The organism is Caulobacter sp. DWR3-1-2 (genome assembly GCF_049896225.1).
Lineage (GTDB): Bacteria > Pseudomonadota > Alphaproteobacteria > Caulobacterales > Caulobacteraceae > Caulobacter.
Map to the genome: position 1 here is coordinate 1 of NZ_JAFCTW010000016.1, position 23,344 is coordinate 23,344.

At 66.9% G+C, this 23,344-nt stretch carries 25 protein-coding genes; 12 read left to right on the forward strand and 13 right to left on the reverse strand.

Annotated elements, in window-relative coordinates:
- The first annotated feature begins 200 nt into the window (after positions 1 to 200).
- Positions 201 to 482: a type II toxin-antitoxin system ParD family antitoxin gene (locus ACP696_RS18380; protein WP_426044145.1), complete on the forward strand. Its 282-nt coding sequence runs from the start codon at positions 201 to 203 to the stop codon at positions 480 to 482.
- A 1,060-nt stretch (positions 483 to 1,542) separates the two neighbouring features.
- A complete protein-coding gene (locus ACP696_RS18385; RefSeq protein WP_426014449.1) occupies positions 1,543 to 1,788 on the forward strand; it encodes a hypothetical protein in 246 nt (81 codons plus the stop codon).
- A gap of 76 nt (positions 1,789 to 1,864) precedes the next feature.
- Here the strand turns inward: ACP696_RS18385 and ACP696_RS18390 are convergent, their stop codons facing one another.
- Both ACP696_RS18390 and ACP696_RS18395 read right to left on the reverse strand, forming a co-directional pair.
- Positions 1,865 to 4,807 carry a TonB-dependent receptor plug domain-containing protein gene (locus tag ACP696_RS18390; RefSeq protein ID WP_426014744.1) on the reverse strand — a complete coding sequence of 981 codons (2,943 nt, stop codon included), beginning with the start codon at positions 4,805 to 4,807 and terminating at the stop codon, positions 1,865 to 1,867.
- A gap of 324 nt (positions 4,808 to 5,131) precedes the next feature.
- Positions 5,132 to 5,728: a hypothetical protein gene (locus ACP696_RS18395; protein WP_426014447.1), complete on the reverse strand. Its 597-nt coding sequence runs from the start codon at positions 5,726 to 5,728 to the stop codon at positions 5,132 to 5,134.
- Between the two features lie 134 nt (positions 5,729 to 5,862).
- Between ACP696_RS18395 and ACP696_RS18400 the strand changes: the two genes are divergently transcribed.
- From ACP696_RS18400 to ACP696_RS18430, 7 genes are all read left to right on the forward strand, one after another.
- Complete coding sequence (locus ACP696_RS18400; protein WP_426044146.1) at positions 5,863 to 6,411, forward strand: bactofilin family protein; 549 nt, start codon at positions 5,863 to 5,865, stop codon at positions 6,409 to 6,411.
- 199 nt (positions 6,412 to 6,610) lie between these two features.
- Entirely contained in the window at positions 6,611 to 7,120 is a 510-nt protein-coding gene (locus ACP696_RS18405; RefSeq protein WP_426014444.1) for a DUF3617 domain-containing protein, read from the forward strand.
- A 155-nt stretch (positions 7,121 to 7,275) separates the two neighbouring features.
- On the forward strand, positions 7,276 to 7,590 hold the full coding sequence (locus ACP696_RS18410; protein ID WP_426014442.1) for a hypothetical protein: 315 nt from the start codon (positions 7,276 to 7,278) through the stop codon (positions 7,588 to 7,590).
- Between the two features lie 366 nt (positions 7,591 to 7,956).
- Entirely contained in the window at positions 7,957 to 9,036 is a 1,080-nt protein-coding gene (locus tag ACP696_RS18415) for a glycerophosphodiester phosphodiesterase (protein ID WP_426044147.1), read from the forward strand.
- A 221-nt stretch (positions 9,037 to 9,257) separates the two neighbouring features.
- Positions 9,258 to 10,400 carry an epoxide hydrolase family protein gene (locus tag ACP696_RS18420; protein ID WP_426014438.1) on the forward strand — a complete coding sequence of 381 codons (1,143 nt, stop codon included), beginning with the start codon at positions 9,258 to 9,260 and terminating at the stop codon, positions 10,398 to 10,400.
- Between the two features lie 216 nt (positions 10,401 to 10,616).
- On the forward strand, positions 10,617 to 11,642 hold the full coding sequence (locus ACP696_RS18425; RefSeq protein ID WP_426044148.1) for a low specificity L-threonine aldolase: 1,026 nt from the start codon (positions 10,617 to 10,619) through the stop codon (positions 11,640 to 11,642).
- A gap of 98 nt (positions 11,643 to 11,740) precedes the next feature.
- Positions 11,741 to 12,193 carry a hypothetical protein gene (locus ACP696_RS18430; RefSeq protein ID WP_426044149.1) on the forward strand — a complete coding sequence of 151 codons (453 nt, stop codon included), beginning with the start codon at positions 11,741 to 11,743 and terminating at the stop codon, positions 12,191 to 12,193.
- Between the two features lie 8 nt (positions 12,194 to 12,201).
- Here the strand turns inward: ACP696_RS18430 and ACP696_RS18435 are convergent, their stop codons facing one another.
- The 6 genes from ACP696_RS18435 to ACP696_RS18460 all read right to left on the reverse strand — a co-directional run bounded on the left by ACP696_RS18435 (position 12,202) and on the right by ACP696_RS18460 (position 17,205).
- Positions 12,202 to 12,696, reverse strand: a complete 495-nt coding sequence (locus ACP696_RS18435; RefSeq protein ID WP_426014434.1) for a hypothetical protein — start codon at positions 12,694 to 12,696, stop codon at positions 12,202 to 12,204.
- Positions 12,585 to 13,361, reverse strand: coding sequence for a hypothetical protein (locus ACP696_RS18440; protein ID WP_426044150.1), 777 nt, complete (start codon positions 13,359 to 13,361; stop codon positions 12,585 to 12,587). Before ACP696_RS18440 ends, ACP696_RS18435 begins: the two co-directional genes overlap by 112 nt.
- Positions 13,362 to 13,430: 69 nt before the next feature.
- Positions 13,431 to 15,596 (reverse strand): putative bifunctional diguanylate cyclase/phosphodiesterase, encoded by a 2,166-nt coding sequence (locus tag ACP696_RS18445; protein ID WP_426044151.1) that lies wholly within the window; start codon positions 15,594 to 15,596, stop codon positions 13,431 to 13,433.
- Between the two features lie 263 nt (positions 15,597 to 15,859).
- Positions 15,860 to 15,943 carry a lysozyme inhibitor LprI family protein gene (locus ACP696_RS18450; RefSeq protein WP_426014742.1) on the reverse strand — a complete coding sequence of 28 codons (84 nt, stop codon included), beginning with the start codon at positions 15,941 to 15,943 and terminating at the stop codon, positions 15,860 to 15,862.
- Positions 15,944 to 16,147, reverse strand: a complete 204-nt coding sequence (locus ACP696_RS18455; RefSeq protein ID WP_426014429.1) for a hypothetical protein — start codon at positions 16,145 to 16,147, stop codon at positions 15,944 to 15,946.
- Positions 16,148 to 16,242: 95 nt separating this feature from the next.
- A complete protein-coding gene (locus ACP696_RS18460) occupies positions 16,243 to 17,205 on the reverse strand; it encodes an acetyl-CoA carboxylase carboxyltransferase subunit alpha (protein ID WP_426014428.1) in 963 nt (320 codons plus the stop codon).
- A 375-nt stretch (positions 17,206 to 17,580) separates the two neighbouring features.
- On the opposite strand from ACP696_RS18460, the gene ACP696_RS18465 reads away from it, so the two are divergent.
- Both ACP696_RS18465 and ACP696_RS18470 read left to right on the forward strand, forming a co-directional pair.
- Complete coding sequence (locus tag ACP696_RS18465; protein ID WP_426014426.1) at positions 17,581 to 17,781, forward strand: hypothetical protein; 201 nt, start codon at positions 17,581 to 17,583, stop codon at positions 17,779 to 17,781.
- A 70-nt stretch (positions 17,782 to 17,851) separates the two neighbouring features.
- The gene (locus ACP696_RS18470) at positions 17,852 to 18,268 is read left to right on the forward strand and encodes an OsmC family protein (protein WP_426014423.1); all 417 of its coding nucleotides are present in this window, start codon (positions 17,852 to 17,854) and stop codon (positions 18,266 to 18,268) included.
- 148 nt (positions 18,269 to 18,416) lie between these two features.
- Here ACP696_RS18470 and ACP696_RS18475 read toward each other — a convergent pair whose 3' ends face one another.
- From ACP696_RS18475 to ACP696_RS18490, 4 genes are all read right to left on the reverse strand, one after another.
- Positions 18,417 to 19,466 (reverse strand): HpcH/HpaI aldolase/citrate lyase family protein, encoded by a 1,050-nt coding sequence (locus ACP696_RS18475; protein ID WP_426014421.1) that lies wholly within the window; start codon positions 19,464 to 19,466, stop codon positions 18,417 to 18,419.
- Between the two features lie 86 nt (positions 19,467 to 19,552).
- A complete protein-coding gene (locus tag ACP696_RS18480; protein WP_426033108.1) occupies positions 19,553 to 19,945 on the reverse strand; it encodes a hypothetical protein in 393 nt (130 codons plus the stop codon).
- A gap of 340 nt (positions 19,946 to 20,285) precedes the next feature.
- Entirely contained in the window at positions 20,286 to 21,290 is a 1,005-nt protein-coding gene (locus ACP696_RS18485; RefSeq protein ID WP_426014417.1) for an aldo/keto reductase, read from the reverse strand.
- Between the two features lie 67 nt (positions 21,291 to 21,357).
- On the reverse strand, positions 21,358 to 22,497 hold the full coding sequence (locus ACP696_RS18490) for an aminotransferase class I/II-fold pyridoxal phosphate-dependent enzyme (RefSeq protein ID WP_426014414.1): 1,140 nt from the start codon (positions 22,495 to 22,497) through the stop codon (positions 21,358 to 21,360).
- Positions 22,498 to 22,632: 135 nt separating this feature from the next.
- Between ACP696_RS18490 and ACP696_RS18495 the strand changes: the two genes are divergently transcribed.
- Complete coding sequence (locus ACP696_RS18495) at positions 22,633 to 23,106, forward strand: VOC family protein (RefSeq protein WP_426014411.1); 474 nt, start codon at positions 22,633 to 22,635, stop codon at positions 23,104 to 23,106.
- Between the two features lie 15 nt (positions 23,107 to 23,121).
- On the opposite strand, the gene ACP696_RS18500 is transcribed toward ACP696_RS18495, so the two are convergent.
- Positions 23,122 to 23,343: an alkylphosphonate utilization protein gene (locus ACP696_RS18500; RefSeq protein WP_426014409.1), complete on the reverse strand. Its 222-nt coding sequence runs from the start codon at positions 23,341 to 23,343 to the stop codon at positions 23,122 to 23,124.
- Position 23,344 lies beyond the last annotated feature (1 nt).

Genomic DNA, 23,344 nt, shown 5'->3' on the forward strand with positions numbered 1-23,344 from the left:
TTCCAGCGCGCCCAGAGCTCCCGACGCTGCCCATCCGTCAACCGAACCCGACGACCCATCCCAACCTCGCCTCAACCGCTACAATCCATAGCCGTTGCGATGACCGGTTGAGACCGCCCGCAGACCCTTTTCTCGACATCGACGCCCGAGGCCACCACCCACGCTTTGAGAAACCCCGGTTTCGCCGTACCCTCACGGCCATGACCACGCGCTCCGTCATTCTGCCCGAGCCCCTCAAGGCCTTCGTCGAGGCCGAGGTCGCCTCCGGGGCCTATCCCGACGCCGACGCGGTGTTGGCGGCGGCCGTCGAGCTGCTTCAGCGCGAGCAACGTCGCGAGGCCGCGAAGGTCGAGCGCTTCAAGGCCTTGATCCAGGAAGGCCTCGACGATCTGGAAGCCGGCCGGGTCGAGATCGTCGAGGACCGGGGCGCCTGGTTCGACCAGATCGAAGCCGAACTGGACGAGGCGTCGCGCGCCGCGTGAGGCGATCACGCCGAACCCTAGACATGCTACGGGGACGCCATGGTCAGTCGCTCGAAATCTTATGGAACGCCGTCTTCGGCCACGGTCTCGACTGTCTCACCGAGGTCGAAGCCGCCTATCTCGCTCGTCAGCCATCCCTTGAGCTCATCCGAGCTCGAATGGCTGAGGCAGCAGAGCAGGCACGTGGCCGAGGCATGGCGCCGATCGACCTCGACCCTGGCTGAGTAGGCATCGGGCGAAAGCCCCCATCCGCCCCGGATGCGGCCACGCCTTAAACCCTTGGGGGATGGGAGCTCTGGCGTCTGACGGTGTCAAGGACCGGCCTCCGGCCGGCCGCGGCGCGGCGGTCCCTGCGGGACCGTCCTTGACACCGTCAGACGCCAGAGCAAGCTCGCCAGCAAGGTTTTAAGGCGAGGCCTCGCCGACGCGGGCGGGTTGGGGAGGGGCTCGGCGGACGGCGCTCAATGCGGCCGGCTCCCCCCACCCGACCCCTTCGGGGCCACCCTCCCTGCGGGGGGGAGGGAAGCGTTTTCGAGCATCGCCGCCGCTCCATCCCCATAACCACCCACCCCAAGCTCCAGCAAATTCAACGCCCTGTAAGATAATCAGCGTCACCACCGCTGGCGCGTCCAGACCGCGCGCATAATCATCCCACCTCGCCGCACCGGAAAGGGCGCAAGGCCAGCGACCGTTGCGGCGGCGGGGGGCGAGCGAGCGGGGACAGGCGCGCGGGGGATACGCGCGCGGTCCGGGGACTTCCATCGTTGGGGGGCCCGCCCGCCGTCGGCGTCAGCCGGGGAACAGGCGTGCGCGTCCTCAGGATCCGCGTCCCCCGGCGCCGGCCTTCGTCGGAAACGGCGAACCGGCTTTCCGGCTAGGCCTCAACAGGGCCGCCTACCGGACGCGGACGGAAAACGCGCGCGCGGAGCGTCGGCGTCGTCGAAACGGTAACACAACACAAAGACTTCCGGACGGTGTCCGGCGCTCCGCGTCCCTTTCCATCCCCTCAGTGGCCCGCCGCGTGAGGCGGCGAAGCCGCGCCTTGCGAAAGGAAACGCCCATGGCCCAGCCCCGCCCCCAAAAGGCCCGCCCGGTCGCCGCCAAGCGCCGCCGTCCCAAACGGGGTCGGCTGCCGACGCCCGAGGAGGCCGAATACTATTTTCACGAGATCGGCAAGCGGCTGGACGCGCTGTCCCGGCGCATGGGCTACCCGCCCCGGGTCGAGGGCGCGTCGTGCCCGCCTCCCGAGGAAGGGTCGCTGAACGAGTCTCCGGCCGATTGCGCCAAGAGTTCGTCGCGGTCGTGATCGCGCCCGCCCGCCCCCGAAAAAGGGGCCGGCTCCTTTCGGAACCGGCCCCTTCCCCAGGCTGAGCTCAAGTCGGCTAGAACTTGAAGCGCAGGCCCACCTTGTAGGTGCGGCCGATCAGGCCGGCATAGTGCCAGGTGGTCAGGAAGTTCGGCGCGCTGGCATAGGCGCCGGGCGCGATGGGCGCCCGGGCGTCGAACAGGTTGCCGACATTGACATAGGCCGTGACGCTGTCGGTGATGTCCGCCGAGGCGTTGGCGTCCACATTGATGAAGCGCTTGATCGTGCAGAACTTGTTGGCCGCGGCCGTGTTGGCGGTGCCGCCATACGGGTTGCCCGGGACGCATTCGGTGCTGCCGTTGGTGTCGGCGGCGACCGACTTGATCGAGCCGACATAGTAGGCGGTGGCCGACAGGGTGTAGCGGCCGAAGTCGACCGTGTTCTGCCAGTTGCCCTTCCAGTCCGGCGTGCCGTTGCCCGACGACAGGTCGTACGGGCCCAGGGTGCCGGCGTACTTCTGCACTTCCTTGGCGGTGTGCAGGTCGTACTTCAGGACGTGAGTGACTTCGATGCGGCTGGTCCAGTTGATCGAGTCGGTAACCGGAACCTTGGCGGTGGCCGAGAAGTCGACGCCTTCGGTCTGCGCGTAGTTGGCGTTGACGTAAGGCACGTTGATGATCAGCACGCGCGGCAGGGCGGCGGCGAACAGCGGGTCGGGAGCGTCGACCACGTTGCACGAATAGCCGGCGCCCACCGCGGCGACGGCGGCGCAGCCGGCGCTTTGATCGGCGGCCGCGTAGTAGGCGTCCTTGGCCTTGCTGACGTCCGGACCCGAGATGATCAGGTCGGACTTCTTCACGTTGTAATAGTCGACGGTCAGGCTGAGCCAACGAGTCGGCTCGGCGATCGCGCCCAGGGTGAAGCTGCGCGAGGTTTCAGGCTTCAGGTCCGGATTGCCGGCCACGCCGCGACCCAGGCTGTAGGACTGCGAGTACGGATTGGTGGTGCCGCCGTGCGCGGCCTGGAAGTTTGCCGGCGGAGTGGTGGTGACGAAACCGGCATATTGCGAACGCGGGCCCGATTCAGCGAAGGTCGGCGCGCGGAAGCCCTTGGAATAGGTGCCGCGGAACGCCAGTTGACGCAGCGGCGTGTATTTCACGCCGAACTTCGGCGAGAAGTGGCTGAAGCCTTCCGAATAGTGGTCGTAGCGACCCGAGACGTTGACTTCGATCTGCTCGGTCACCGGGGCCAGGACTTCGAAGAACGCGGCCGAGACCGTATGCTTGCCGAAGGCCGAGGCAGTGGTCAGGGCATAGGTGTCGAGGCGGGCGTTCTGGTTATTGTTTTCCAGCAGCTCCTTGCGCACCTGGCCGCCGACGGCCAGTTGCACGTCGCCGCCCGGCAGGGCGAACAGCGACTTGGTGATCGAGGCGTCCAGCGACATCATCGACGAGTGCGACGGGGTCACCTTGTCGGGGGAGATGAAGTTGCGCACCGCCTGGGTGTTCGACGACGGCGTGACGAAGTTATAGGCGCCGGTGTTCACGGCGCTGAGGATGCTGGCGATGTTCAGCAGGCCGTGTTGCGTGATCTCGAGATTGTCACGCGCGCCGACGGCGTCGATCTGCCAGTTCCAGTCGTCGCCGAAGCTGCCCTTGATGCCGGCGGCGCCGCGGATGACTTCGTTGGAACGATCGCTGCCGGCGGGAAGATCGCCAAACAGATAGTAGATGCGGGCGGCGCCGTTGGCCGGATCTGCGGCGAAGGTGGTGGCGAACGGATTGTTCGGGTTCAGGCGACGCGCGGGAGCGGTGAGGTCGGTGGCGCAGTTGACGCCGGTGTTACAAATATAGACCGGCAGGACGATGCCGGGGTTGCTCGAGGCCAGGGCGGGGGCGCCGCCGAAGGGTTGCGTCTGGCGGATGCCGGTTGGCGCGCCCTTGATGCTGACATAGCTGTTCGAGTAGCTGCCGGTGGCATAGGCCTCGATATTGTCGGCCAGTCGCACGCTCAGGCGGCCGTTGAAGGCGTAGCGCTTCTGATACGGCGCGATTTTACGATAGGTGTCGATCAGGTCCCACTTGCAGCCGGTGCCGTTGGCGGTGGCCGTAGCCTGGGTGAACGTGCCGTTGGGGCAGGCGCCCAGATCCAGGGACTGGTAGGACGTCGTCAGCGGCGCGCCGACCTTGCCGGCCAGCGGATTGTTCAGGTCCGACTGGCTGACCCGGGTCACATTGGCGGTCGGGGTGGCCGTGGTCATGGCCGAGTCAGCGGTATTGTTGTCGATGCCGCCGATCGAGCTCAAGTCCTGGGTGTTGAACGGGAAGCCGCGGCTGTGGCTCGAGACCCGGTCGTTGGTCTGGTATTCGCCGTTGATATAGACGTTCCAGCCGCTGGCGGCGTAGTCGCCGAAGCCCAGGGTCAGGTCGCCGCGCCGATGCTCGGCGTCATTCTGAGCGCTTTGGCCGGCTTCGACGCTGCCGGCGACGCCGACGAAGGTCTTCTTCAGCTTCAGGTTCACCACGCCGCCGATGGCGTCGGCGCCGTACGACGACGAGGCGCCGTCCTTCAGCACTTCGACGCGGTCGATCAGGCTGAACGGGATGCTGTTCAGGTCGACATAGGCGTTGTGGCCGTCGTCATTGATCGGGAAGTTGGTCGAGCGCAGGCCGTCGACCAGCACGAGGGTCGAGGAGACGCCCAGGCCGCGCAGCGAGACGGCCGAGCCGCCGGCGCTGAAGCCACTTTGGAAGCCGGTGCCGATCGAGCCGGCGCCATCGGCCGAGATCGAGCGGATGGCGTCCGAGGCGGTGGTGATGCCGGCGCGCTGCAGGTTTTCCGAGGTCAGCACAGTGACGGGCGACGGGGTCTCGGTATCGGTGCGGCGGAACAGCGAGCCGGTGACGACGATTTCTTCGACGGCGTTAGCGTCCGGCGCGGGCGCGGTCTGGGCGGGCGCGGTCTGGGCCACGGCCTGGCTCACGCTCAGCAAGGTTGCGGCGGCCACGCCGCAAATCATCGTGGAGGCCAAAAGGCGCTCCCGAACGGTTTTGATGGTCAAGTTTAGTTCCCCCAATCGGCCCCGTGTCACGAATGACACCTCAGAATCGGCGCCGGCTGCAGTTTTCCTGGCGGCGATGGGAGAGGAGCTATGGGGGAGAGGCACGGTCGGTCAATTTACATTGCGGTAATGAAACAGTTCGTTGAAAATTGTCTCATTATGGTCACATACCGGGCGCTCCTAGGTGCCGGCCGATCGCATCCCAGGTAAATTCTATCTCCTACGACCCAGCATTGTTTTCGGGCGCGGTATTGTCGCTCTGATCGACAGTCCCGAGCCGGCCTACAGGCCCCGCTTCAGCCGCTCTCGATACGCCCCCGAGCTCGCCAGATAACCCTCGGCGTCGCCATAGGCCTGGAAGTCGCGGTAGCGCTCGTGGCTGCCCTTGACCTTGAGGGCGTGCTTGATCGGGCACCAATATTGTTCGGTGCGGGCGGTGACCTCGCGGGCATAGGCGATGACGCCGTTGCCATAGCCGCAGAAGGCGCAGTTGAGCTTCTGCACCAGGTTCAGATAGCCCAGCCGGTGGCGGTCGATGACCACATAGTCCGAACGCTTGACCCGCATGATGTCCCAGGCGGTGAAACAGCCCAGCTGGTAGAGGCTGATGCTGACATCGAGGATCACCAGCGGCAGGACCATGCCGTAGATCAGCGGCATGGTCAGCAGGGTCGGCAACGGCACGCGAGCCAGGCCCAGGGTCTTGCGGTGGACCTTCTGGCGACGCAAGGCGTCGGCCTTGAAACAGGGCTTGCCAACCGCATCCCGCTCGACCGCGTGCTTGGCGTCATGATCCGTGGCCCGCGCGGCGAAGGCGGCTTCGATCTGCGCCTCGACCTCGCGCAGACGGTCGATCAGATGTTCGAGGGAATCGGCCATGGCTTGGGGAACTCCGGATGGCGCAGCATGGCGCGAGTCGGGGCGAATATATCCTCCCCTGTGACGAAGGTCTGACGGCGCCGCTCTTGCTGAGCTTTCCCCACAACGCTCCATTTCGAGACAAGGCCCTCGCCATGTTCGCCAAAAAAACCGCCCCTTCCGCTCCCGCCTTCACGCCACTGGCCCAGATCGAGCCGACCCCGCAATTAGCCATGGCCCCGACGCCGACGCCGACGCCGACGCTGCGGCCCAAGCCCGCCTCGATGATCGCCCAAGGCGTGGCCATCAAGGGCGACGTGCTCGGCGACGGCGAACTGCACCTGGATTGCGTGATCCAGGGCGACATCCGGGTCGGCAAGCTGGTCCTGGGCCCCAACGCCCGGGTCGAGGGTACGCTCTACGCTCAGGTCATCGAGATCCACGGCCGGGTGACCGGCGCGGTCTCGGCCAAGCAGGTGCGGCTCTATGGGACGGCCGTGGTCGATGGCGACATCACCCATGAACAGCTGGCCATGGAAACCGGCGCGCAGTTCCAGGGCCGCAGCCTGAAGTTCCAGCGCCCCGCGCCCGCCGCTGCCGCCCCCGTCGCGCCGCAGCCGCAGCCGCAGCCGCAGCCGCAGCCGCAGCCGCAGCCGCAGCCGGCCAGTGGTCACACGCCCGCCATGGCTGTCTATCCCGGCTAGAGCATTTCCCGACCTGACTGCGTCAGGCCGTGAACTCTAATATTTTGTTTTGACGCATTTTTCTTCACGCGAACCGGAACCACTTCCGCTCGAAAAATGCTCTGGAGCCTCGCCGGACCCGGTGAAGGCTCCAAGGGTTGCAACTCTTGGCGCTTCAAAGACCTTAACTTCAAAAGGTCACACGCCGGGGAGGTTCCGAATGCCGAGTTACGCCCTGAATTCGAGCCTGGCGATCATGGTCGCCTCCGGGCTGATGGGTCTGGCCGCCTGTTCGCGCACCGATGACAGGCCGGTCGCGCCGGGCGGAGCGGCCGCGTCGCAGCAGGCAACTCCGGTCGCCGGCGGGCCCCAGACCCTCAGGCCAGGCCTGTGGACGACCGTAACCAAGACCCCGGCCGGCGAGGAAACCACCGCCCGGTGCGTTGGCGAAGGCTACGACCCCGGCGCCGACGCCGTCCAGAAGGCCAGCCCCTGCGGCAAGCCCACCCTCACCCGGACGGCGGACGGCTTCCACATCGACCAGGCGTGCAAGCACAAGGGCGTCGACTACGCGCTGTCGGGTGTCGTCAGCGGCGACTTCACCACCACCGCGACCACCGACCTCAACCTGACCCTGGGGGCCTATGGCCGCAAACAGACCCTCAAGATGCAGGCGGTCAGCACCTATCAAGGCGCCTGCGATCCAGCGACCTGGAAGCCTGAAACCTAGGCGCGACATCGTCCCGGTCAGGATTAAGTGTCCTCAGCGCCACAGCATCGGAGCGATCGCACGGATCGCGCCGCCCGCCGGGAACGGCGAGGGTCGCCGTGGCTTGTACTTGCAAGGCCGGCGCTGTTTGCGCCGCCGGTGGAGCCAAAACGCCCATGAGTGGTCCCCATCTGACCGTTGTCCCCGACAAAGGCGTCGATCCGGTCGAGGTCTATAACTTCAGCCGTGGGCCGGAGACCACGACCCAGCGCGTCCGGCGTCTGCAGGATGAAGCGCGCATGCTGGCCCGCGAGCAGGTTGAAGCCATGGCTCGCGACCTGGAGGACCTGGCTCAGCGGGCGCGCGAGATCGCGGAAGGCGGCGAGGCCTATGCGGTGGGGATTCGCGAAATGGCGTCGCGCCTGGCGTCGGATCTTCCGCAAAAGGCCCAGAGCCTGAAGGCCATTCTCGAGCGCTCGTCCAAGGGCTAGAGCATTTCCCGACCTGACTGCGTCGGGGTGTGAACTCTAATCTTTTGTTTTGACGCATTTTTCTTTACGCGAACAGGAACCACTCCCGCTCGAAAAATGCTCTTGAGCGCAAGGCCCCCCCGCCTCCGACGGGGGGGAAGGAGGCCGAAGGGTCGAGGCTCGCCCGCCGGTCTGGTGGGGGACGGGGCGGCGGGGCGGCGGGCTCACGGACGATGACCCGGAAAGCCGTACTGGTCGGGCCTGTCGACAGCAGCTACGCGCTGGCCTGCGCGCCGGACACGGCGTCCGCAGAAAAAGATTTTAGGCCGCTGGCGTGCGCCGGATCGATGGCGCGGCTCTGGTCAAAACGTCACATCGGCGCGCTAGATGGCGACCATGACCTTGCTGACCCGCCGCGCCCTCACGACCGCCGCCCTGGCTGGCGCCCTGATCCCCGCCATGAGCTTCGCCGCGCCCAGAAAGCCGATCGTCATCGCTCATCGCGGCGCGTCGGGCCTGAGGCCGGAACACACCGCCCTGGCCTACGACCTGGCCATCGACCAGGGCTGCGACTTCATCGAGCCCGACCTGGTCCCGACGAAGGACGGCCACCTGATCGCCCGGCATGAGAATGAGATCGGCGGAACCACCGACGTCGCCAGCCATCCGGAATTCGCCGGCCGCAAGGCCACCAAGACCATCGACGGCCAACAGATCACCGGCTGGTTCACCGAGGACTTCACCCTGGCCGAGATCAAGACGCTGCGGGCCCGCGAGCGCCTGCCGCAACTTCGTCCCGGCAATACCAGATATGACGGCCAGGCCCAGCTTCTGACCTTCGACGAGGTGGTGGCCATCGCCAAGGTGGGCAGCCAGCGCTCGGGGCGAACGATCGGCGTCTATCCCGAGATGAAGCATCCGACCTATTTCGCCGGCATCGGCCTGCCGGTCGAGGATCGCCTGGTCGCCCTGCTCAAGGCCCATGACCTGAACTCAGCCACTGCGCCGGTCTTCGTCCAGTGCTTCGAGGTTGGGCCGTTGAAGGCCATCCGGGGCAAGACCAAGGCACGACTGGTGCTGCTGACGGCGGGTCAAGGCGGTCCGGCCGACCTGCCCAACGTCACCTACGCCCAGCTTTGCAGCCCCGAGGGCCTGAAAGGCGTGGCGCTCTATGCCGACGGCCTGGGCGCGGAGAAGACCCAGATCATCCCGCAGGACGCCGACACCCTGCTGCCGGCCACCAGTCTGGTGAAGGACGCCCACGCCACCGGCCTGGTGGTCCACCCCTGGACGGTCCGGGCCGAGAACTACTTCCTGCCGGCGTCCTTGCGCCGGGGCGACCCGGCTGCGGCCGACTATCTGGCCCAACCGGGCGAGGTCTCGAAGGTGTTCAAGGCGCTATACGCCGCCGGCGTCGACGGGGTGTTCAGCGACTTCCCCGGCCTGGCGGTCGCCGCGCGGGGTTAGGAAGGCGGATCGGACGGCGCCGAACGTTTGCGGCGCCGCCGTCACCGGTGCAGCGTGCGCGCTTAGCGCCGAGCTCGCGCTCGCCGGCCTCCAGCGTCAGACGTCCGGCGTCAGACGCACGAAGTCCCGAGCGAAAGTCGGCATGAGCGGAGTTTTGGGGGAGCGCTTGACGCCCCCCACGTCACCCGCAGCACCTTCTTGAAAACAGACGGGAGGACGTGATGCCGCAGCCCTTTAAGGTCGCCTGGAGCGACGCCGCGATCGGCAAGGTCCTGGACCAGGTCCGGGCCTATGAGTTCCCGCCCGCGCCGGAGGGCGGTGGCTGGAACCACGGGTGCGACGCCCAATTCCTCAAAGAGATCACTGCCTATTGGACCGACGGCTTCGACGTCGCCGCCGCCATGGCGCAGCTCAACCGATTCCCGCAGTTCACCGCCCGGGTCGAGGATTTCGACCTGCACTTCGTCCACGTGGTCGGCGAAGCCCAAGGCAAGCGCCCGCTGCTGCTCAGCCACGGTTGGCCGGGCAGCCACTACGAGTTCTGGGCGGCCATCGAGCCCCTGGCCTTCCCGTCGCGCCATGGCGGCGATCCGGCCGACGCCTTCGACCTGGTGATCCCGTCCCTGCCGGGCTTTGGCTTCTCGTCCAAGCCCGCCAAGCCGATCGGCCAGCGGACCACCGCGCGCCTCTTCAACAGCCTGATGACCGACGTGCTCGGCTATGACCGCTACCTCGCCCAGGGCGGCGATTGGGGTGGGCTGATCACCTCGTGGCTGGGGCTGGACCACGCCGCCCACGTCAAGGCCATCCACCTGAACATGATCGGCTTTCGCCCCGCTGGTCCGCCCCAGGGCGAGGCCGAGGTCGCCTGGGTGCAGCGCACCGCCTTCGCCATGGACATGATGGGCGCCTATCTGCGCCTGCAGGTCTCCAAGCCGCAGTCCCTGGCCTGGCTGGGAGCCAGCAACCCGGTGGGCCAGGCCGCCTGGATACTGGAACGCTTCCACGATTGGGCCGACCTGTCCGGAAAGTCGTTCGAGCAGGTGTTCAGCCGCGACCAGCTGCTGACCAACCTGATGATCTACGTGATGACCGGCAGCTTCACGACCGGGGCCTGGTACTATCGCGGCCTGATGGAGGAGGGCGGGATCACCCTGCCCGAGGGCGTGCGCTGCGAGACCCCCACCGCCTTCGCCAACTTCCCAGGCGAGGTGCTCTACCAGGCTCCGCCGCGCACTTGGGCCGACCGGGCCTACACCATCACCCGCTGGACCGAACTGCCGCGCGGCGGCCATTTCGCGGCGATGGAAGAGCCTGGACTGTTCGTCGACGAGGTCCGGGCCTGGGCGCGCGCCGTGGGCTGACCTCGCTAGACAACCAACAAAGTTTGTCATCCCGGACAAGGCCCAACGGGACCGCCGGAAGCGCCTGCGTTCACGGGTCGGTCCCGGATCTGCGGCCCGTTGGGCCTTGTCCGGGATGACAACCGCTTTGGGTGAAAGGCGAAGGCCACTCCGGGTAGGTTGGTGGCGAGCGAGAGGGGTCTTGCCGGGCCGCCGAACCCGCCCTATCGCAATCCCATGAGCCAAGCCCGCTACGACTTCGCCTCCGACAATGTCGCGGGCGCCATGCCCGAGGTGATGGAGGCCCTGATCGCCGCCAATGCCGGAACCGCCTCCGGCTATGGGACCGACCATGTCAGCGCTGCGGCGGCCGATCGCATCCGCGCCCTGCTCGACAGCGACGCCGAGGTGCGGTTCACCGCCTCGGGCACGGCGGCCAACGCTTTCGCCCTGACCTGCCTGGCGCGTCCGCATGAGGCGGTGCTGGCCCACGAGCACGCCCACATCTGCACCGACGAAACCGGCGCTCCCGGCTTCTTCGGCCAGGGCGTCGGCCTGATCGGCCTGCCCGGCGCCTCGGGCAAGATCGAACTGCCGGCGCTGGAAGCGGCCCTGGCCGAACCCGATGTCTCCTACCGCCAACCGGCCGCAGCCCTGTCCCTGACCAACGCCACCGAATATGGCACGGTCTATGGCGCCGACGACCTGGCCGCCCTGATCGCCCCGGCCAAGGCTCAGGGATACGGCGTACACCTCGACGGCGCTCGCCTGGCCAACGCCGTGGCGGCGGGTTTTGACCTCAAGCGGGTGGCCAAGATCGGCGTCGATATCCTGGTGATTGGCGGCACCAAGGCCGGCTCGACGCCGACCGAGGCCGTGGTCTTCCTCGACAAGGACCTGCACCGCCGGCTCGATGCCCGCCTCAAGCACGCCGGCCAACTGGTCTCCAAGGGCCGGTTCCTGTCGGCCCCCTGGCTGGGCCTGCTAGGCGAGGACAATGACGGCGGCCCGTGGGCGGCGCGGGCGGCCCACGCCAACGCCATGGCGCGCAAGCTTGCGGACCTGATGCCCTTCCCACTGCGCCACCCGGTCGAGGCCAACGGCCTGTTCGTCGATATGGACGACGCGGCCCTGGAGCGGCTGCGGGGCCGGGGCTGGTTCGTCTACCGCTTCCTCGACGGCACGGCGCGGTTCATGTGCTCCTGGGCGACAACGCCGGAGATGGTCGAGGAACTGGGCGAGGCGCTGAAGACGGTGGCTTAAGACTAGGCAGCCCCATTGAGCTCACCCAAAGCGCCGCTTAGGGTTCCTCGCATCAAGTCAGCCGCGAAGGAACCCCGGTGCCGCTTAGAAAGTTCGCCTTGGCCTCGCTGGGCCTGCTCGCTGTCCTGACCGCCTCACCCACCCAGGCGGAGGTTTCTGATCTTGTCACTGCGCCCGCTGGGGTTGAAAACGTCTTCATCTTCCGCGCCTATGCCGAGCCGACCCTGTGGTCGACGACGCTGAAAATCGACGGCCGAAATGTCGCAGCTCTAAAGCAGAACAGCTTTACTGCAGTTCAGGTTGCGGTCGGAGCTCATAAGTTCAAACTGGCCTGGCCCCTGCTTTCCGCGCAAAGCAACGCTGAGCTCCAGATCGATATCGAAACGGGTAAGACCTACTATTTCGCTGTGATCGGCGCGGCCGGTCTCGACCACGTCGAAGGCAACATCATCTATGTCAGGGACGGCTCCGGCTTCGTACCGGTCGAGCCCGAAAAAGCCCAGCCGGCGATCCAGGCTTGCTGCAGGTTCATCACGCCGGCTAACCGCTAATCATCACCTCAGAACGTCGAGGTTTCCTTGCGGAGCAGGCCGTACTTGGCCTTGACCTTGTTCAGCGCCTTGATCGCATAGCCGACCGGCGCCGGCCATTCCGGGCCGCCGATATGCTCGGCGTCCACCTCGGCCAAGGCCCGCAGCGGCCAGTTGGGATCGTCGAGCATCTGCCGACCCAGGGCAACCAGGTCCGCCTGACCCGAGGCCAGGGCGAATTCGGCCTGGGCCAGTTCGACGATCAGCCCCACGGCCATGGTCGGAACCCCGGCCTGGCGGCGCACCGTGGCGGCGTAGTCGAACTGATAGCCCGGCGCCGGCGTCGGCAGGGTGGCGATCGACGGCGTCAGCCCGCCCGACGAGCAATCGACTACATCGACGCCGCGTGCTTTCATCTGGCGGGCCAGTATGACGCTATCCTCCAGGTCCCAGCCGCCCTCGGTCCCGTCCACCGAGGAAATCCGCGCAAACAGCGGCCGCTCGTGGGGCCAGACTTCGCGCACCGCGTCGACCACCTCCAGCGGCAGACGCATCCGCCCGCCCAGGCTCGGCCATAGGCGTCGTCACGCTGGTTGCTGATCGGCGACAGGAACTCTGTCAACAGATAGCCGTGGGCGCAATGGATCTCGATGATCTCGAAGCCGGCCGCCAAGGCGCGCTTGGCCGAGGCCGCGAAGGCCGCCTTGATCGCCGCGATGTCGTCCAGGGTCGCGGCCTCAGGCGTTGGCCAGGTCGGAGCGAAGGGCACGGCGCTGGGGGCCAGGGCGGCCCAGGCCGGCTCGCCGGGTTTGGCGTTGTCAGGCAGGATAGGACCCCCGCCCTCGAACGGGCGATGGGTGCTGGCCTTGCGTCCGGCATGGGCCAGCTGGATGGCGGGGATCGCGCCCAGCCCCTTGATCATGCTGGCGATCCTGGCCAGGGCCGCCTGCTGAGCGACGTTCCACAGGCCCAGGTCGCCATGGGTGATGCGGCCGCGCGGCTCGACGGCCGTGGCCTCGACGAACACCACGCCCGCCCCGCCGATCGCGAACCGCGCCAGATGCGCCAGGTGCCAGTCCTGGGCCACCCCGTCGACGGCCACATATTGGCACATCGGCGAGACCACGATGCGGTTCTTCAGAGTCAGGCCCCGCAAGGTCAGCGGCTTGAACAGCGTCAGTTGCGACATGGGTCCTCGGGCGGCTTGGAGGCGGCGCCCTCCAAGCCGCCCGAACACGATCCGAACGCTGATTGCGTTTCAGGCCCGCTTGAGGGCCCGCGCGGCGCGATGACTTTCCAGGCGGGCGCCGGGCTCGACCGGGACCCTGGCCCCCAGCATCGCGGCGATCTCGGCCGCCGGCTTGGGACGGCTGATGAAATAGCCCTGGATCTCGCCGCAGCCCTGGCGGCGCAGCTCGTCCAGCTGCTCCACCGTCTCGACGCCCTCGGCCGTGGTGGTGATGCCCAGGCTGGCGCCCAGGTCGAGCACGGCCTTGATGATCGCCAGGGCGTCGGGGTCGTCGAGGATGTCGCGCACGAAGGTCTGGTCGATCTTGATCTTGTCGAACGGAAAGCTGCGCAGATAGCTCAGGCTGGAATAGCCGGTGCCGAAGTCGTCCATCGAGATCCGCACGCCCAGGGTCTTGAGGTCATGCAGGATCGACATGTTGCCGGCGGTGTTGTGCAACAGCACAGACTCGGTGATCTCCAGTTCCAGTCGCTCGGCGGGCAGCCCCGAGGCGGCCAGGGCCGAGACCACGGTTCTCACCAACTGCTTGTCGCGAAACTGCGACGGCGACAGATTGACCGCCAGGCGCACATGGTCGGGCCAGCCGGCCGCCTCGCGGCAGGCCTCGCGCAGCACCCATTCGCCCAGCGGGTTGATCAGGCCGATCTCCTCGGCGAGCGGGATAAAGTCGCCCGGCGAGACCATGCCACGCGTCGGATGGTTCCAGCGCAGCAGCGCCTCGCAGCCCATCACCCGGTCGGCGCCGAGGCTGAACAGCGGCTGGTAATAGAGTTCGAACTGGCCTTCGACTAGGGCCAGGCGGAGGTCGAGCTCGAGGGCGCGGCGGGCCTGGAGCTGTTCGTCCATCGCCCGTTCAAAGAAGTGGAAGGTCCCACGCCCGTCGGCCTTGGCGCGGTACAGCGCCATGTCGGCCTTTTTCAGCAACTCATCGGCGCCCGCCCCGTCCGTAGGCGATATGGCCACCCCGACGCTGCCGCCGATCATCACCTGGTGGCCCTGCAGGTCGAAGGTCTCGGCCAGAGCCTCGACGATCCGGCTAGCCAGACGCGTGGCGCCGGACAGGTCGGTCAAACCGGTCTGCACCACCGCGAACTCGTCGCCGCCCAGCCGCGCGACGGTGTCGCCCTCGCGCACGCAAGCCCGCAGACGCTCAGCGGCGGTCTTCAGCAGGGCGTCGCCGACCGGATGGCCGAGGGTGTCGTTGACGGTCTTGAAGCGGTCCAGGTCGACACAGTGCACCGCCACCAGTTCCTCGCGCCGCGCCGCCCGGGCCAGGGCCGCCGACAGGTCCTTCTGAAATAGCAGGCGGTTGGGCAGGTCGGTCAGCGGGTCATAATGGGCCAAACGGGCGATCTGAGCCTCGGCTCGCTTGCGCTCGGCGATGTCCTCGGAGACGCCCAGCAGATATTCGGCCTGGCCGTCGGGACCGATGATGGCGATCTTCTTGGTGCGCAACAGGGCGATCGAGCCATCCTTGCGCGGCACGTGGTCTTCCTCGATCACCCGCACCTCGCCCGACGAGATCACCTCGGCGTCGCGCGCCCGGTAGATCGCCGCTTGCTCGGGCGGATAGAAGTCGGCGTCGGTGCGGCCGATCATCTCGGCGCGGGGGTGGCCGAGCATCTTCTCGCCGGCCCGGTTGAGCAGGACATAGGCATGGTCGTCGGCCCGCTTGACGAACACCATTGAGGGTATGGCCTCGACCACCGCCGTCATGAAGGTGTGGGCCTGGTCGGCGGCGGCCTTGGCGGCGGCAAGGGCCTCGACGCCCCGGCGGTTGGTCTCGTTGGCGGCCTGCAGCAGACCCAGCACCGTGCCGACCCCCAGATAGCGCCCGCCGTCGGTGACGATGAAGCCGCGCAGCAGGTCGGACGCCCGATAGGACAGGCTGTCGCTGGTGAAGGCCGCCAGCTCGACATCGGCCTCGACCACCAGGGGCTGGGCGTCCATCAACACCGAGATCGGCCGATTGGCGTAGAGGGCGCGGCCATATTCGGCGGCCATGCGCAGGAAAAAGGCGTTGCGCTCCACGAGACCGATGGGCCGGTCTTCATCGTCGAGCACCGGCACGATCAGTGTGTCGGGCTCTTCGCGGAATCGGTCATACAGCGTTTTGCCCAGGTCCTCGGCCCGTGCGGGCGCGAGGGATGAAACGGTGTCTCGCAAGGTGAACATGATACGCCTCCACTATTCGGTGGAGGGACCATTTCTCGGCTAACGGTGTGCTAACCTGAACGCTGAAGCGCTGCTATTTCGCGAAAACTTCACGGTGACGTCACAGTGCTTGCCGGGGTGTTTACCGCAGCCGTCTTTTACCCCCTGGCGGCCGCTATCCGCTATCGATAGCGCTCAAGTTCGCCAGCGCGCTGGCGGGTCTGGTCCAGCACGCAGACCTCGACGTCGATCTTGCCCTGCTGGCAAAACTCCGACTCATCGGCTTAGGGCAAGCATTCGGCGTCGCGGGACGCGATCCAGCCGCGTTGGGCGGACCTCAATGCGGCCTTCTGCTCCGGCCTTTTCAATCACGCAATGGCGGCCTTGTAGGACCGGTTGAGACGCCCGTCCTGGACGTCGGCAAGGTAGGAAACGCAGTTCAAGACGGCGATATTGGGTCCCGGTTCCAGGCAGTGATCCACCGCCGAGGGGCGCTTGGCCGGCGCTGGCCTGGCCTGGACGATCGGCGCGGCGGCCAGGAGCAGGACGGTCGCGACGACTAGAAAGTGCATTGTCGAGTAAGCTCCACCCTGGAGCGCCGCCTTAGCGGACTTCCGGTCGCACGCCAGCGAACATCGATTTTCGAGGCCGGCGGCGGGTCCCGAACCTACTGCAGCCCTTCGCGCCCAATGGCGTAGAACCGCGCCGCGCGCTGTTTCTTCAGCTCGGCGGCCGACAGCTTCATCAGGGCCTTCAGTTCGTCCTCGACCGCGTCGCCCACCGCTTCGATGGCGGCGGAGGGATCGGAATGGGCCCCGCCGGCCGGTTCCTCGACGATTCGGTCGACGATCTTCAGGCCGATCAGGTCCTGGGCGGTGATCTTCATGTTGGCGGCGGCGTCCTTGGCCCGGGCGCCGTCGCGCCACAGGATCGAGGCCGCGCCTTCCGGCGAGATCACCGAATAGATCGAGTGCTCGAGGATCAGCACCTTGTTGGCGCCGGCCAGGGCGATGGCCCCGCCGCTGCCGCCTTCGCCGACGATGGTGGCGATCATCGGCGTGCCCAGCACCAGGCCACGCTCGGTCGAGCGGGCGATGGCCTCGGCCTGGCCGCGTTCCTCGGCGCCCAGGCCCGGATAGGCGCCGGCGGTGTCGACGAAGGTGATGACCGGCAGGTTGAAGCGCTCGGCCATGTCCATCAGCCGCACGGCCTTGCGGTAGCCCTCGGGGCGGGCCATGCCGAAATTGTGCTTCAGGCGGGTGGTGGTGTCGTGGCCCTTCTCGTGGCCCATGACCACAACCGGGATGCCGCGGAACCGGCCCAGGCCGCCGACGATGGCCTGGTCGTCGGCGAATTTGCGGTCGCCGCGCAGCTCGACGAACTGGTCGATCAGGCCGGCGATATAGTCCTTCAGGTGCGGGCGCTCGGGATGGCGGGCGACCATGGTCTTCTGCCAGGCGTCAAGGCCGGCATAGGCCTCCTTGCGCATCTGCTGGGCGCGATCGCGCAGGGCCTGGATCTCGCCGTCGAACGCGCCGGGACCAGCCGTTTCGGAGAGCTTGGACAGCTCCTCGATCTTGCTTTCCAGATCGGCGATGGGTCGCTCGAAGTCGAGATAATGCGCGGCCATGAGTCTCTTAACGTCGCCGTTGCGGAAAGGTGGCGAACCTAGAGCGCGAAGCCGCAAAACGGAACCGGTTTTGGCGGCGCCCAGGTCCTAATTCGCCCAACCTCCGACTCAAGCGGGACTCATTGCTTGTTTAGGAAGGTTTGGCGGAGACCTCGGCCTGCGACTCGTCGTCGCAGCGACACCGTCACTCAGCCGGAACCCTTTTGAGTCCTGGGGATTCGTCTCCCAGGAGAGTCCCGTTTCGAAACCCATGATCCCTGGCGGGAGACGGGACCATCGCCTATATCCCTCCGGTCGGCTCAGAAAACAGCCGACGCCCGCGGCCCCGCCCATCGAATATGGACCCGGTCCCGCCTGATGCGAACGGACGTTCCCATGCAGGTGTTCACTTTCTTCTGTGTCGAGCCGGATGGCTCGGTGCCACGCTTCGATGTCACCCCCTGCCTTGACGACGCCGCCGCGCGTCGCCGCGCCGAAGACCTGGTCGGCGTGCACCGCGGCTGCGACACCATCGAGGTCTGGCGCGGCGCGACACGCCTGTTCGACGTGACGTCGGCCCAGCGGGCGGCGGCCTAGGCTCCATAAAACCGTGCAAGACGGCCGCGCTTTACGGTAGCAAATTCGGTCGCTATTCGGAGTCCGCGCCATGACCATCGAGCCCGCCCGCCCCTCCGCCGTCGTCGATGACAGCGGCCATGGCGGCGTCCAGATCCTGATCAGCGCCGGCCCCGCCCGGTTCGTCGGCGACCTGTCGCCCTCGCAAGGCGGCCTGGACCTGGGCCCCAACCCCCACGACCTGTTGGCCGCCGGCCTGGCGGCCTGCACCACCCAGACGCTGCGGCTTTACGCCAGGCGCAAAGCCTGGCCGTTGGGCGCGGTGCATGTGGCGGTGACCTGGCGGCGAGACGTGACGGCCTTGCCCGCCGACATCTTCGATCGCGAAGTCACCCTGGGCGGCGACCTGGACCAAGCCCAACGCGCGCGGCTGATAGAGATCGCCGAGCAGTGCCCCGTGCACAAGATGCTGACGGCGGGGTCGAAGATCGAGACGCGGCTAGCGTAGGTTTAGCGAACACTTGCCCCTTACGGATCGCTTCGCGATCGTCTTCCCCCAGAGGGGGAAGAGCCCCGCCGCCGGCGCCTTGCGAGCTCCGCCCCCTTTGGGGGCGGACAGACCGCGAAGCGGTCAGGTGGGGGCAAGTGGGTGAGCCTCAGAACCCATACAGCGCCGCATACTCCGCATCCTTCCCCGCGATCTGCCGGGCGCAATCGACCATGACCTTGGCCTGTTTCCAGGTCGCGTCGTCCTGCATCTTGCCGTCCAGCATCGCCACGCCCGTGCCGTCGGGCATGGCCTCCAGGATGCGGCGAGCAAAAGCCACCTCGTCCGGCGCCGGCGAGAACACCCGCTTGGCGATGTCGATCTGGCTGGGATGCAGGCTCCAGGCGCCGGCGCAGCCCATCAGGAAGGCGTTGCGGAACTGCTGCTCGCAGGCCACGGGATCGTCGATGGCCCCGAACGGACCGTAGAACGGCTTGATGCCATGGGCCGCGCAGGCGTCGACCATCTTGGCGAAGGTGTAGTGCCACAGGTCCTGCTGCACCGAAACGCGGGGCGACCCGTCGGTGTGCGGATCCTCGATGACGCGGTAGCCGGGATGTCCCCCGCCCACCCGCGTGGTCTTCATGGCCCGGCTGGCGGCCAGGTCGGCCGGGCCCAGGCTGATGCCCTGCATGCGCGAGCTGGCCCCGGCGATCTGCTCGACATTCATCACCCCCTCGGCAGTCTCCAGGATGGCGTGCAGCAGGATCGGCCGGGTCACCCCATGCTTGGCCTCCAGCGAGGCCAGCAACTGGTCCATGTAGAAGATGTCCCACGGCCCCTCGACCTTGGGGACCATGATCACGTCGATCTGGTTTCCGGCCTTCTCGACTAGGGTGGCCACCTCGTCGAGGTGCCAGGGTGAGTTGAGGCAGTTGATCCGGACCCACAGGCCCACGCCCAGGGCCTTGAAATCGGTGGCGCGGGCCAGCTCGATGGTTCCAGCCAGGGCCGCGCCCTTGGCGTCAGCGGGGATGGCGTCCTCCAGATTGGCCAGGATGACATCGACGCTCAAGGCGATCTCGGGGATCTTGGCGCGGACCTTGTCCAGGTGCGGCGGCACGAAATGGATCATCCGCTCCACCCGCGCGGGTGGCTCGCGCCAAGGCGTGGGGGCACCGATGGCCAGGGGTTTGAAAAAGCCTCTGGGGGTCTTCATGCGCGTGCTCCCGGCGTCGTGTTCTTATTTCGCAGTTGCGAGAAGATTGCGGCGGCGCGGTAGCGGGGTCAAGACTGACGCATGGGTCAGGGCTTAGGAGGAGGTCCTTCGACGCTCGTCGCCGTTGATACGGCCGCGATGCGCGCGCTCAGGTCCGTGTTGAAGAACGCGTCGAACCAAGTCTTTTTTGCGGGTTCGCCCTTGAGACCCTTCACGGCCGCGCGCTCCCCAGGCGTCATGTCGATCTTGGTGTAGCCAAGGGCCGACATGCACGTATCGACATATTCAGCCCGAGCCTTGGCTTCCATATAGCCTTGCATGAAGCCCGTCGCAGCGGCCGCGCCCGCCTGGGCGGCGAGCGGTGCGCGCAACGGAACCATCGGTGGGCGCGCCGTCGGGTCCACGAACGCCTTGTTGCAGACCTTATAGTCAGCGACCGTCCCGTCATAGCTCGCCCCAGGCTTGACGTGAATCATCATGGGCCGCGCGGCCAAGGCTGGACCCGCAGCAAGCGCGAGAAGGAGGCCAATCCCGACGCTGTAACGCTTCGCAAAATCTTGCATAATCAAGTCCCCCGATACGGCTCTAATCTCTACCTCAGAGCGAGCGGTCAGGAAAGCGGCTCAAACGCCCTCAGGCCGGCTTGGCCGGCGGCCCCTGCACCGGCGGCGGCGGTTCCTCGGAACCCTCACGTTTGAGATCCTCGGCGGCGTCGTTGCGCGATACGGCGGCGGTCTTGGTCCTTCGGCCGGCGCGAAGCGACCAAGATCCCAAAGCCCCTTTCCCTCCCCGCTTTGGGGAGGGAAAGGCCTAGTCTTTTTACCGCCCCACCATCGCCAGCCCGGCCTTGGAATAGCGCGCGCCCTCGATCTGCGTCTCTGGCACCGCCGCCGCGATCCGGGCGAGATCGTCGGCCGACAGCACGACATCCGCCGCGCCGACATTTTCCTCGACGCGCGAGGCCTTGGTCGTGCCGGGGATCGGGGCGATATTGTCCCCCTGGTGGAGAATCCAGGCCAGGGCCAGTTGGGCCGAGGTGACGCCCTTCTCGGTCGCCAAGGCGGTCAGGGCCTCGACCAGCGACAGGTTCTTGGTCAGGGCCTCGCCCTGGAAGCGCGGCAAGCCGCGGCGGAAGTCGTCCTTGGCCAGGCCCGCGTCGCTGGTCAGCGTCCCGGTCAGAAAGCCCCGACCTAGCGGGCTGTAGGGCACCAGGCCAATGCCCAGTTCCCGGATCAGCGGCAGGGTCGCCTTCTCCAGATCGCGGGTCCACAGGGAGTATTCGCTCTGCAGAGCCGCCACGGGTTGGACGGCGTGGGCCTTGCGGATGGTCTCGGGACCCGCCTCCGACAGGCCGAAATGCTTGACCTTGCCCTCGGCGATCAGGTCCTTGACCACCCCGGCCACGTCCTCGATCGGCACGTTCGGATCGACGCGGTGCTGGTAGAACAGATCGATCACCTCGACGCCGAGACGCTTCAGCGAGGCCTCGGCCACGGCGCGGATGTGCTCTGGCCGGCTGTTGACGCCGACCATCCGGCTGGTGCCGTTGGCCGCTTCGGGCGGGGCGATGTCGAAGCCGAACTTGGTGGCGATCACGACCTTGTCACGGAACGGCTTCAGCCCCTCGCCGACCAGCTCCTCGTTGACATAGGGACCATAGACCTCGGCGGTGTCGAAGAAGGTGACGCCCAGCTCAACGGCGCGGGCCAGCACCTTGAAGGTCTCGGCCTTGTCGGGCGCGGGGCCATAGGCCCAGCTCATCCCCATGCAGCCCAGGCCGATCGCCGAGACTTCCAGGCCGTCGCCGAGTTTGCGCGTCTTCATGGGGGAGCTCCGTTTGGTATGTATCTGCAGCATATAGGCACGCGATCAGCCCTCTCCCAGAGGGCTTCTAGATGGCTTCCCTCGCCTGAAACCACGGGATGATCCGCCGCAACGCCTCCTCCACCTCGGCGGTCGAGACCGCGAAGCTGAAGCGGATGAAGCGACCGCCGTCGACTGGGTCGAAATCGACGCCCGGCGCGGTGGCCACGCCAGTGTCGCGCAGCAGGGCCTCGCAAAAGGCCAGGCTGTCGTGCGTCAGGTCTCCGATGTCGGCATAGATGTAGAAGGCCCCGTCCGGCGGGGCGATCGAGGCCAGGCCGAGGGCCGGCAAGGCGTCAAGCAGCAACTGACGGTTGGCGCGATAGACGTCGCGATGGCCTTCCAGTTCGTCGATGCAATCCATGGCTACGAGGCCGGCGTGCTGGCTCAGCGACGGCGGGGTGAGGAACAGATTGCCCATGAAGGCTCGAGCCCGGGCGATCCCCTGCGGCGGCGCGACCAGCCAACCCAGCCGCCACCCGGCCATGCTGAAATACTTGGAGAAGCTGTTGACGATCAGGGCCTGGGGCTCGAACTCCAGCATCGAGCGGGCCGCCTCGCCATAGCTGAGGCCGTGATAGATCTCGTCGGAGATCACCGCGATCCCGCGCGCGCGACAAACGGCCGCCAAGGCCTTCAACTCATCAGCCGGGATGATGGTGCCGGTCGGATTGGCCGGGCTGGCGACGATCACACCCGCCGGCGGCGGGTCCAGCGCCGACAGGTGGGCGGCGGTCAGCTGGAAGCCGCTTTCCGTCCCGCAGGCGATCTCCACCGGAACCAGGTTCAGGGCCTTCAGGGTATTGCGATAGGCCACATAGCCCGGCCGGGCCAAGGCCACCCGGTCGCCGGGCTGGAAGCTGGACGCCAGTGCCAGGACCAGGGCGGGCGACGCCCCGCAGGTCAGGATGATCCGTTCTGGATCGACCTCGACGCCGTTCTGCTCGGCGTAGCGCGTGGCGATCGCCGCCTTCAGCCGCGGGCTTTCCCAATAGCCCATGCCGTCGGTGTCGAGCACCCGATGGGCCGTCTCGATCGCCGCGCGGGGCGCGCCGGTCGAGGGCTGGCCAAATTCCATGTGGATGATCGACGCCCCGGCCGCCTTCATCTGATGGGCGATGCGGCTGATGGCGATGGCGTGGAAAGGTTCGATTTGCGAGGGGGGCATGGAACGTAACTAAAGCGCCGCGCCCGCCGCGACAACGTCCGCTGGCGGAAAAGCGCTGGCCCTGTCGGAATGACTTCCGGCGGATCGTCCTTCGACTGAAGCGGCCAGTATCCGCTCACCGCGAAGGATGACGCCATGCCGAAGATCAGCCCATTCCTGTGGTTCGACACCCAGGCCGAAGAGGCCGCCAACTTCTATGTCTCCGTCTTCCCCAATTCGAAGATTACCAGCGTCTCACGCTATGGCGAAGGCGGCCCCGGCCCGGCCGGCAGCGTGATGACGATCGGCTTCGCGCTGGACGGCGAAGCCTTCACCGGCCTGAACGGCGGCCCGCACTTCCAGTTTACCGAGGCGGTGTCGTTCGTCGTCCATTGCGAAGACCAGGCGGAGGTCGATCACTATTGGGAGGCCTTCACCACCGACGGCGGCAAGGCGGTGCAATGCGGTTGGGCCAAGGACAAGTACGGCCTGTCCTGGCAGGTCGTGCCCAATATCCTGCTGGAATTGATGGGCGGCCCCGAAAAGGCCAAGGCCCAGCGCGTGGCTGCGGCGATGATGCAGATGGTCAAGCTGGACATCGCCGGGTTGAAGGCGGCGGCGGAGGGGTAGGCCCTAGCGTTTACCCTAGGCCTTCTTGACGAACTCCACCCGCAGCACCAGGCCGCGCACCTTCTCGACATTGGCCTCGATCTCGTCGGTGTCACCGGTCAGGCGGATGTTCTTGACCAGGGTTCCGCGCTTCAGGGTGACGCCACCCGAGCCCTTGACCTTGAGGTCCTTGATCAGGGTGACGTTGTCGCCGTCGGCGAGGACGGCGCCGTTGCTGTCGCGGGTTTCATCGGCCATG

Excerpts from the sequence above, each read along its gene's own strand:
- ACP696_RS18380 (WP_426044145.1), top strand. The coding sequence starts at position 201 with ATGACCACGCGCTCCGTCATTCTGCCCGAGCCCCTCAAGGCCTTCGTC.
- ACP696_RS18385 (WP_426014449.1), top strand. The coding sequence starts at position 1,543 with ATGGCCCAGCCCCGCCCCCAAAAGGCCCGCCCGGTCGCCGCCAAGCGC.
- ACP696_RS18390 (WP_426014744.1), bottom strand. The coding sequence starts at position 4,807 with ATGATTTGCGGCGTGGCCGCCGCAACCTTGCTGAGCGTGAGCCAGGCC.
- ACP696_RS18395 (WP_426014447.1), bottom strand. The coding sequence starts at position 5,728 with ATGGCCGATTCCCTCGAACATCTGATCGACCGTCTGCGCGAGGTCGAG.
- ACP696_RS18400 (WP_426044146.1), top strand. The coding sequence starts at position 5,863 with ATGTTCGCCAAAAAAACCGCCCCTTCCGCTCCCGCCTTCACGCCACTG.
- ACP696_RS18405 (WP_426014444.1), top strand. The coding sequence starts at position 6,611 with ATGCCGAGTTACGCCCTGAATTCGAGCCTGGCGATCATGGTCGCCTCC.
- ACP696_RS18410 (WP_426014442.1), top strand. The coding sequence starts at position 7,276 with ATGAGTGGTCCCCATCTGACCGTTGTCCCCGACAAAGGCGTCGATCCG.
- ACP696_RS18415 (WP_426044147.1), top strand. The coding sequence starts at position 7,957 with ATGGCGACCATGACCTTGCTGACCCGCCGCGCCCTCACGACCGCCGCC.
- ACP696_RS18420 (WP_426014438.1), top strand. The coding sequence starts at position 9,258 with ATGCCGCAGCCCTTTAAGGTCGCCTGGAGCGACGCCGCGATCGGCAAG.
- ACP696_RS18425 (WP_426044148.1), top strand. The coding sequence starts at position 10,617 with ATGAGCCAAGCCCGCTACGACTTCGCCTCCGACAATGTCGCGGGCGCC.
- ACP696_RS18440 (WP_426044150.1), bottom strand. The coding sequence starts at position 13,361 with ATGTCGCAACTGACGCTGTTCAAGCCGCTGACCTTGCGGGGCCTGACT.
- ACP696_RS18445 (WP_426044151.1), bottom strand. The coding sequence starts at position 15,596 with ATGTTCACCTTGCGAGACACCGTTTCATCCCTCGCGCCCGCACGGGCC.
- ACP696_RS18455 (WP_426014429.1), bottom strand. The coding sequence starts at position 16,147 with ATGCACTTTCTAGTCGTCGCGACCGTCCTGCTCCTGGCCGCCGCGCCG.
- ACP696_RS18460 (WP_426014428.1), bottom strand. The coding sequence starts at position 17,205 with ATGGCCGCGCATTATCTCGACTTCGAGCGACCCATCGCCGATCTGGAA.
- ACP696_RS18465 (WP_426014426.1), top strand. The coding sequence starts at position 17,581 with ATGCAGGTGTTCACTTTCTTCTGTGTCGAGCCGGATGGCTCGGTGCCA.
- ACP696_RS18470 (WP_426014423.1), top strand. The coding sequence starts at position 17,852 with ATGACCATCGAGCCCGCCCGCCCCTCCGCCGTCGTCGATGACAGCGGC.
- ACP696_RS18475 (WP_426014421.1), bottom strand. The coding sequence starts at position 19,466 with ATGAAGACCCCCAGAGGCTTTTTCAAACCCCTGGCCATCGGTGCCCCC.
- ACP696_RS18480 (WP_426033108.1), bottom strand. The coding sequence starts at position 19,945 with ATGATGATTCACGTCAAGCCTGGGGCGAGCTATGACGGGACGGTCGCT.
- ACP696_RS18485 (WP_426014417.1), bottom strand. The coding sequence starts at position 21,290 with ATGAAGACGCGCAAACTCGGCGACGGCCTGGAAGTCTCGGCGATCGGC.
- ACP696_RS18490 (WP_426014414.1), bottom strand. The coding sequence starts at position 22,497 with ATGCCCCCCTCGCAAATCGAACCTTTCCACGCCATCGCCATCAGCCGC.
- ACP696_RS18495 (WP_426014411.1), top strand. The coding sequence starts at position 22,633 with ATGCCGAAGATCAGCCCATTCCTGTGGTTCGACACCCAGGCCGAAGAG.
- ACP696_RS18500 (WP_426014409.1), bottom strand. The coding sequence starts at position 23,343 with ATGGCCGATGAAACCCGCGACAGCAACGGCGCCGTCCTCGCCGACGGC.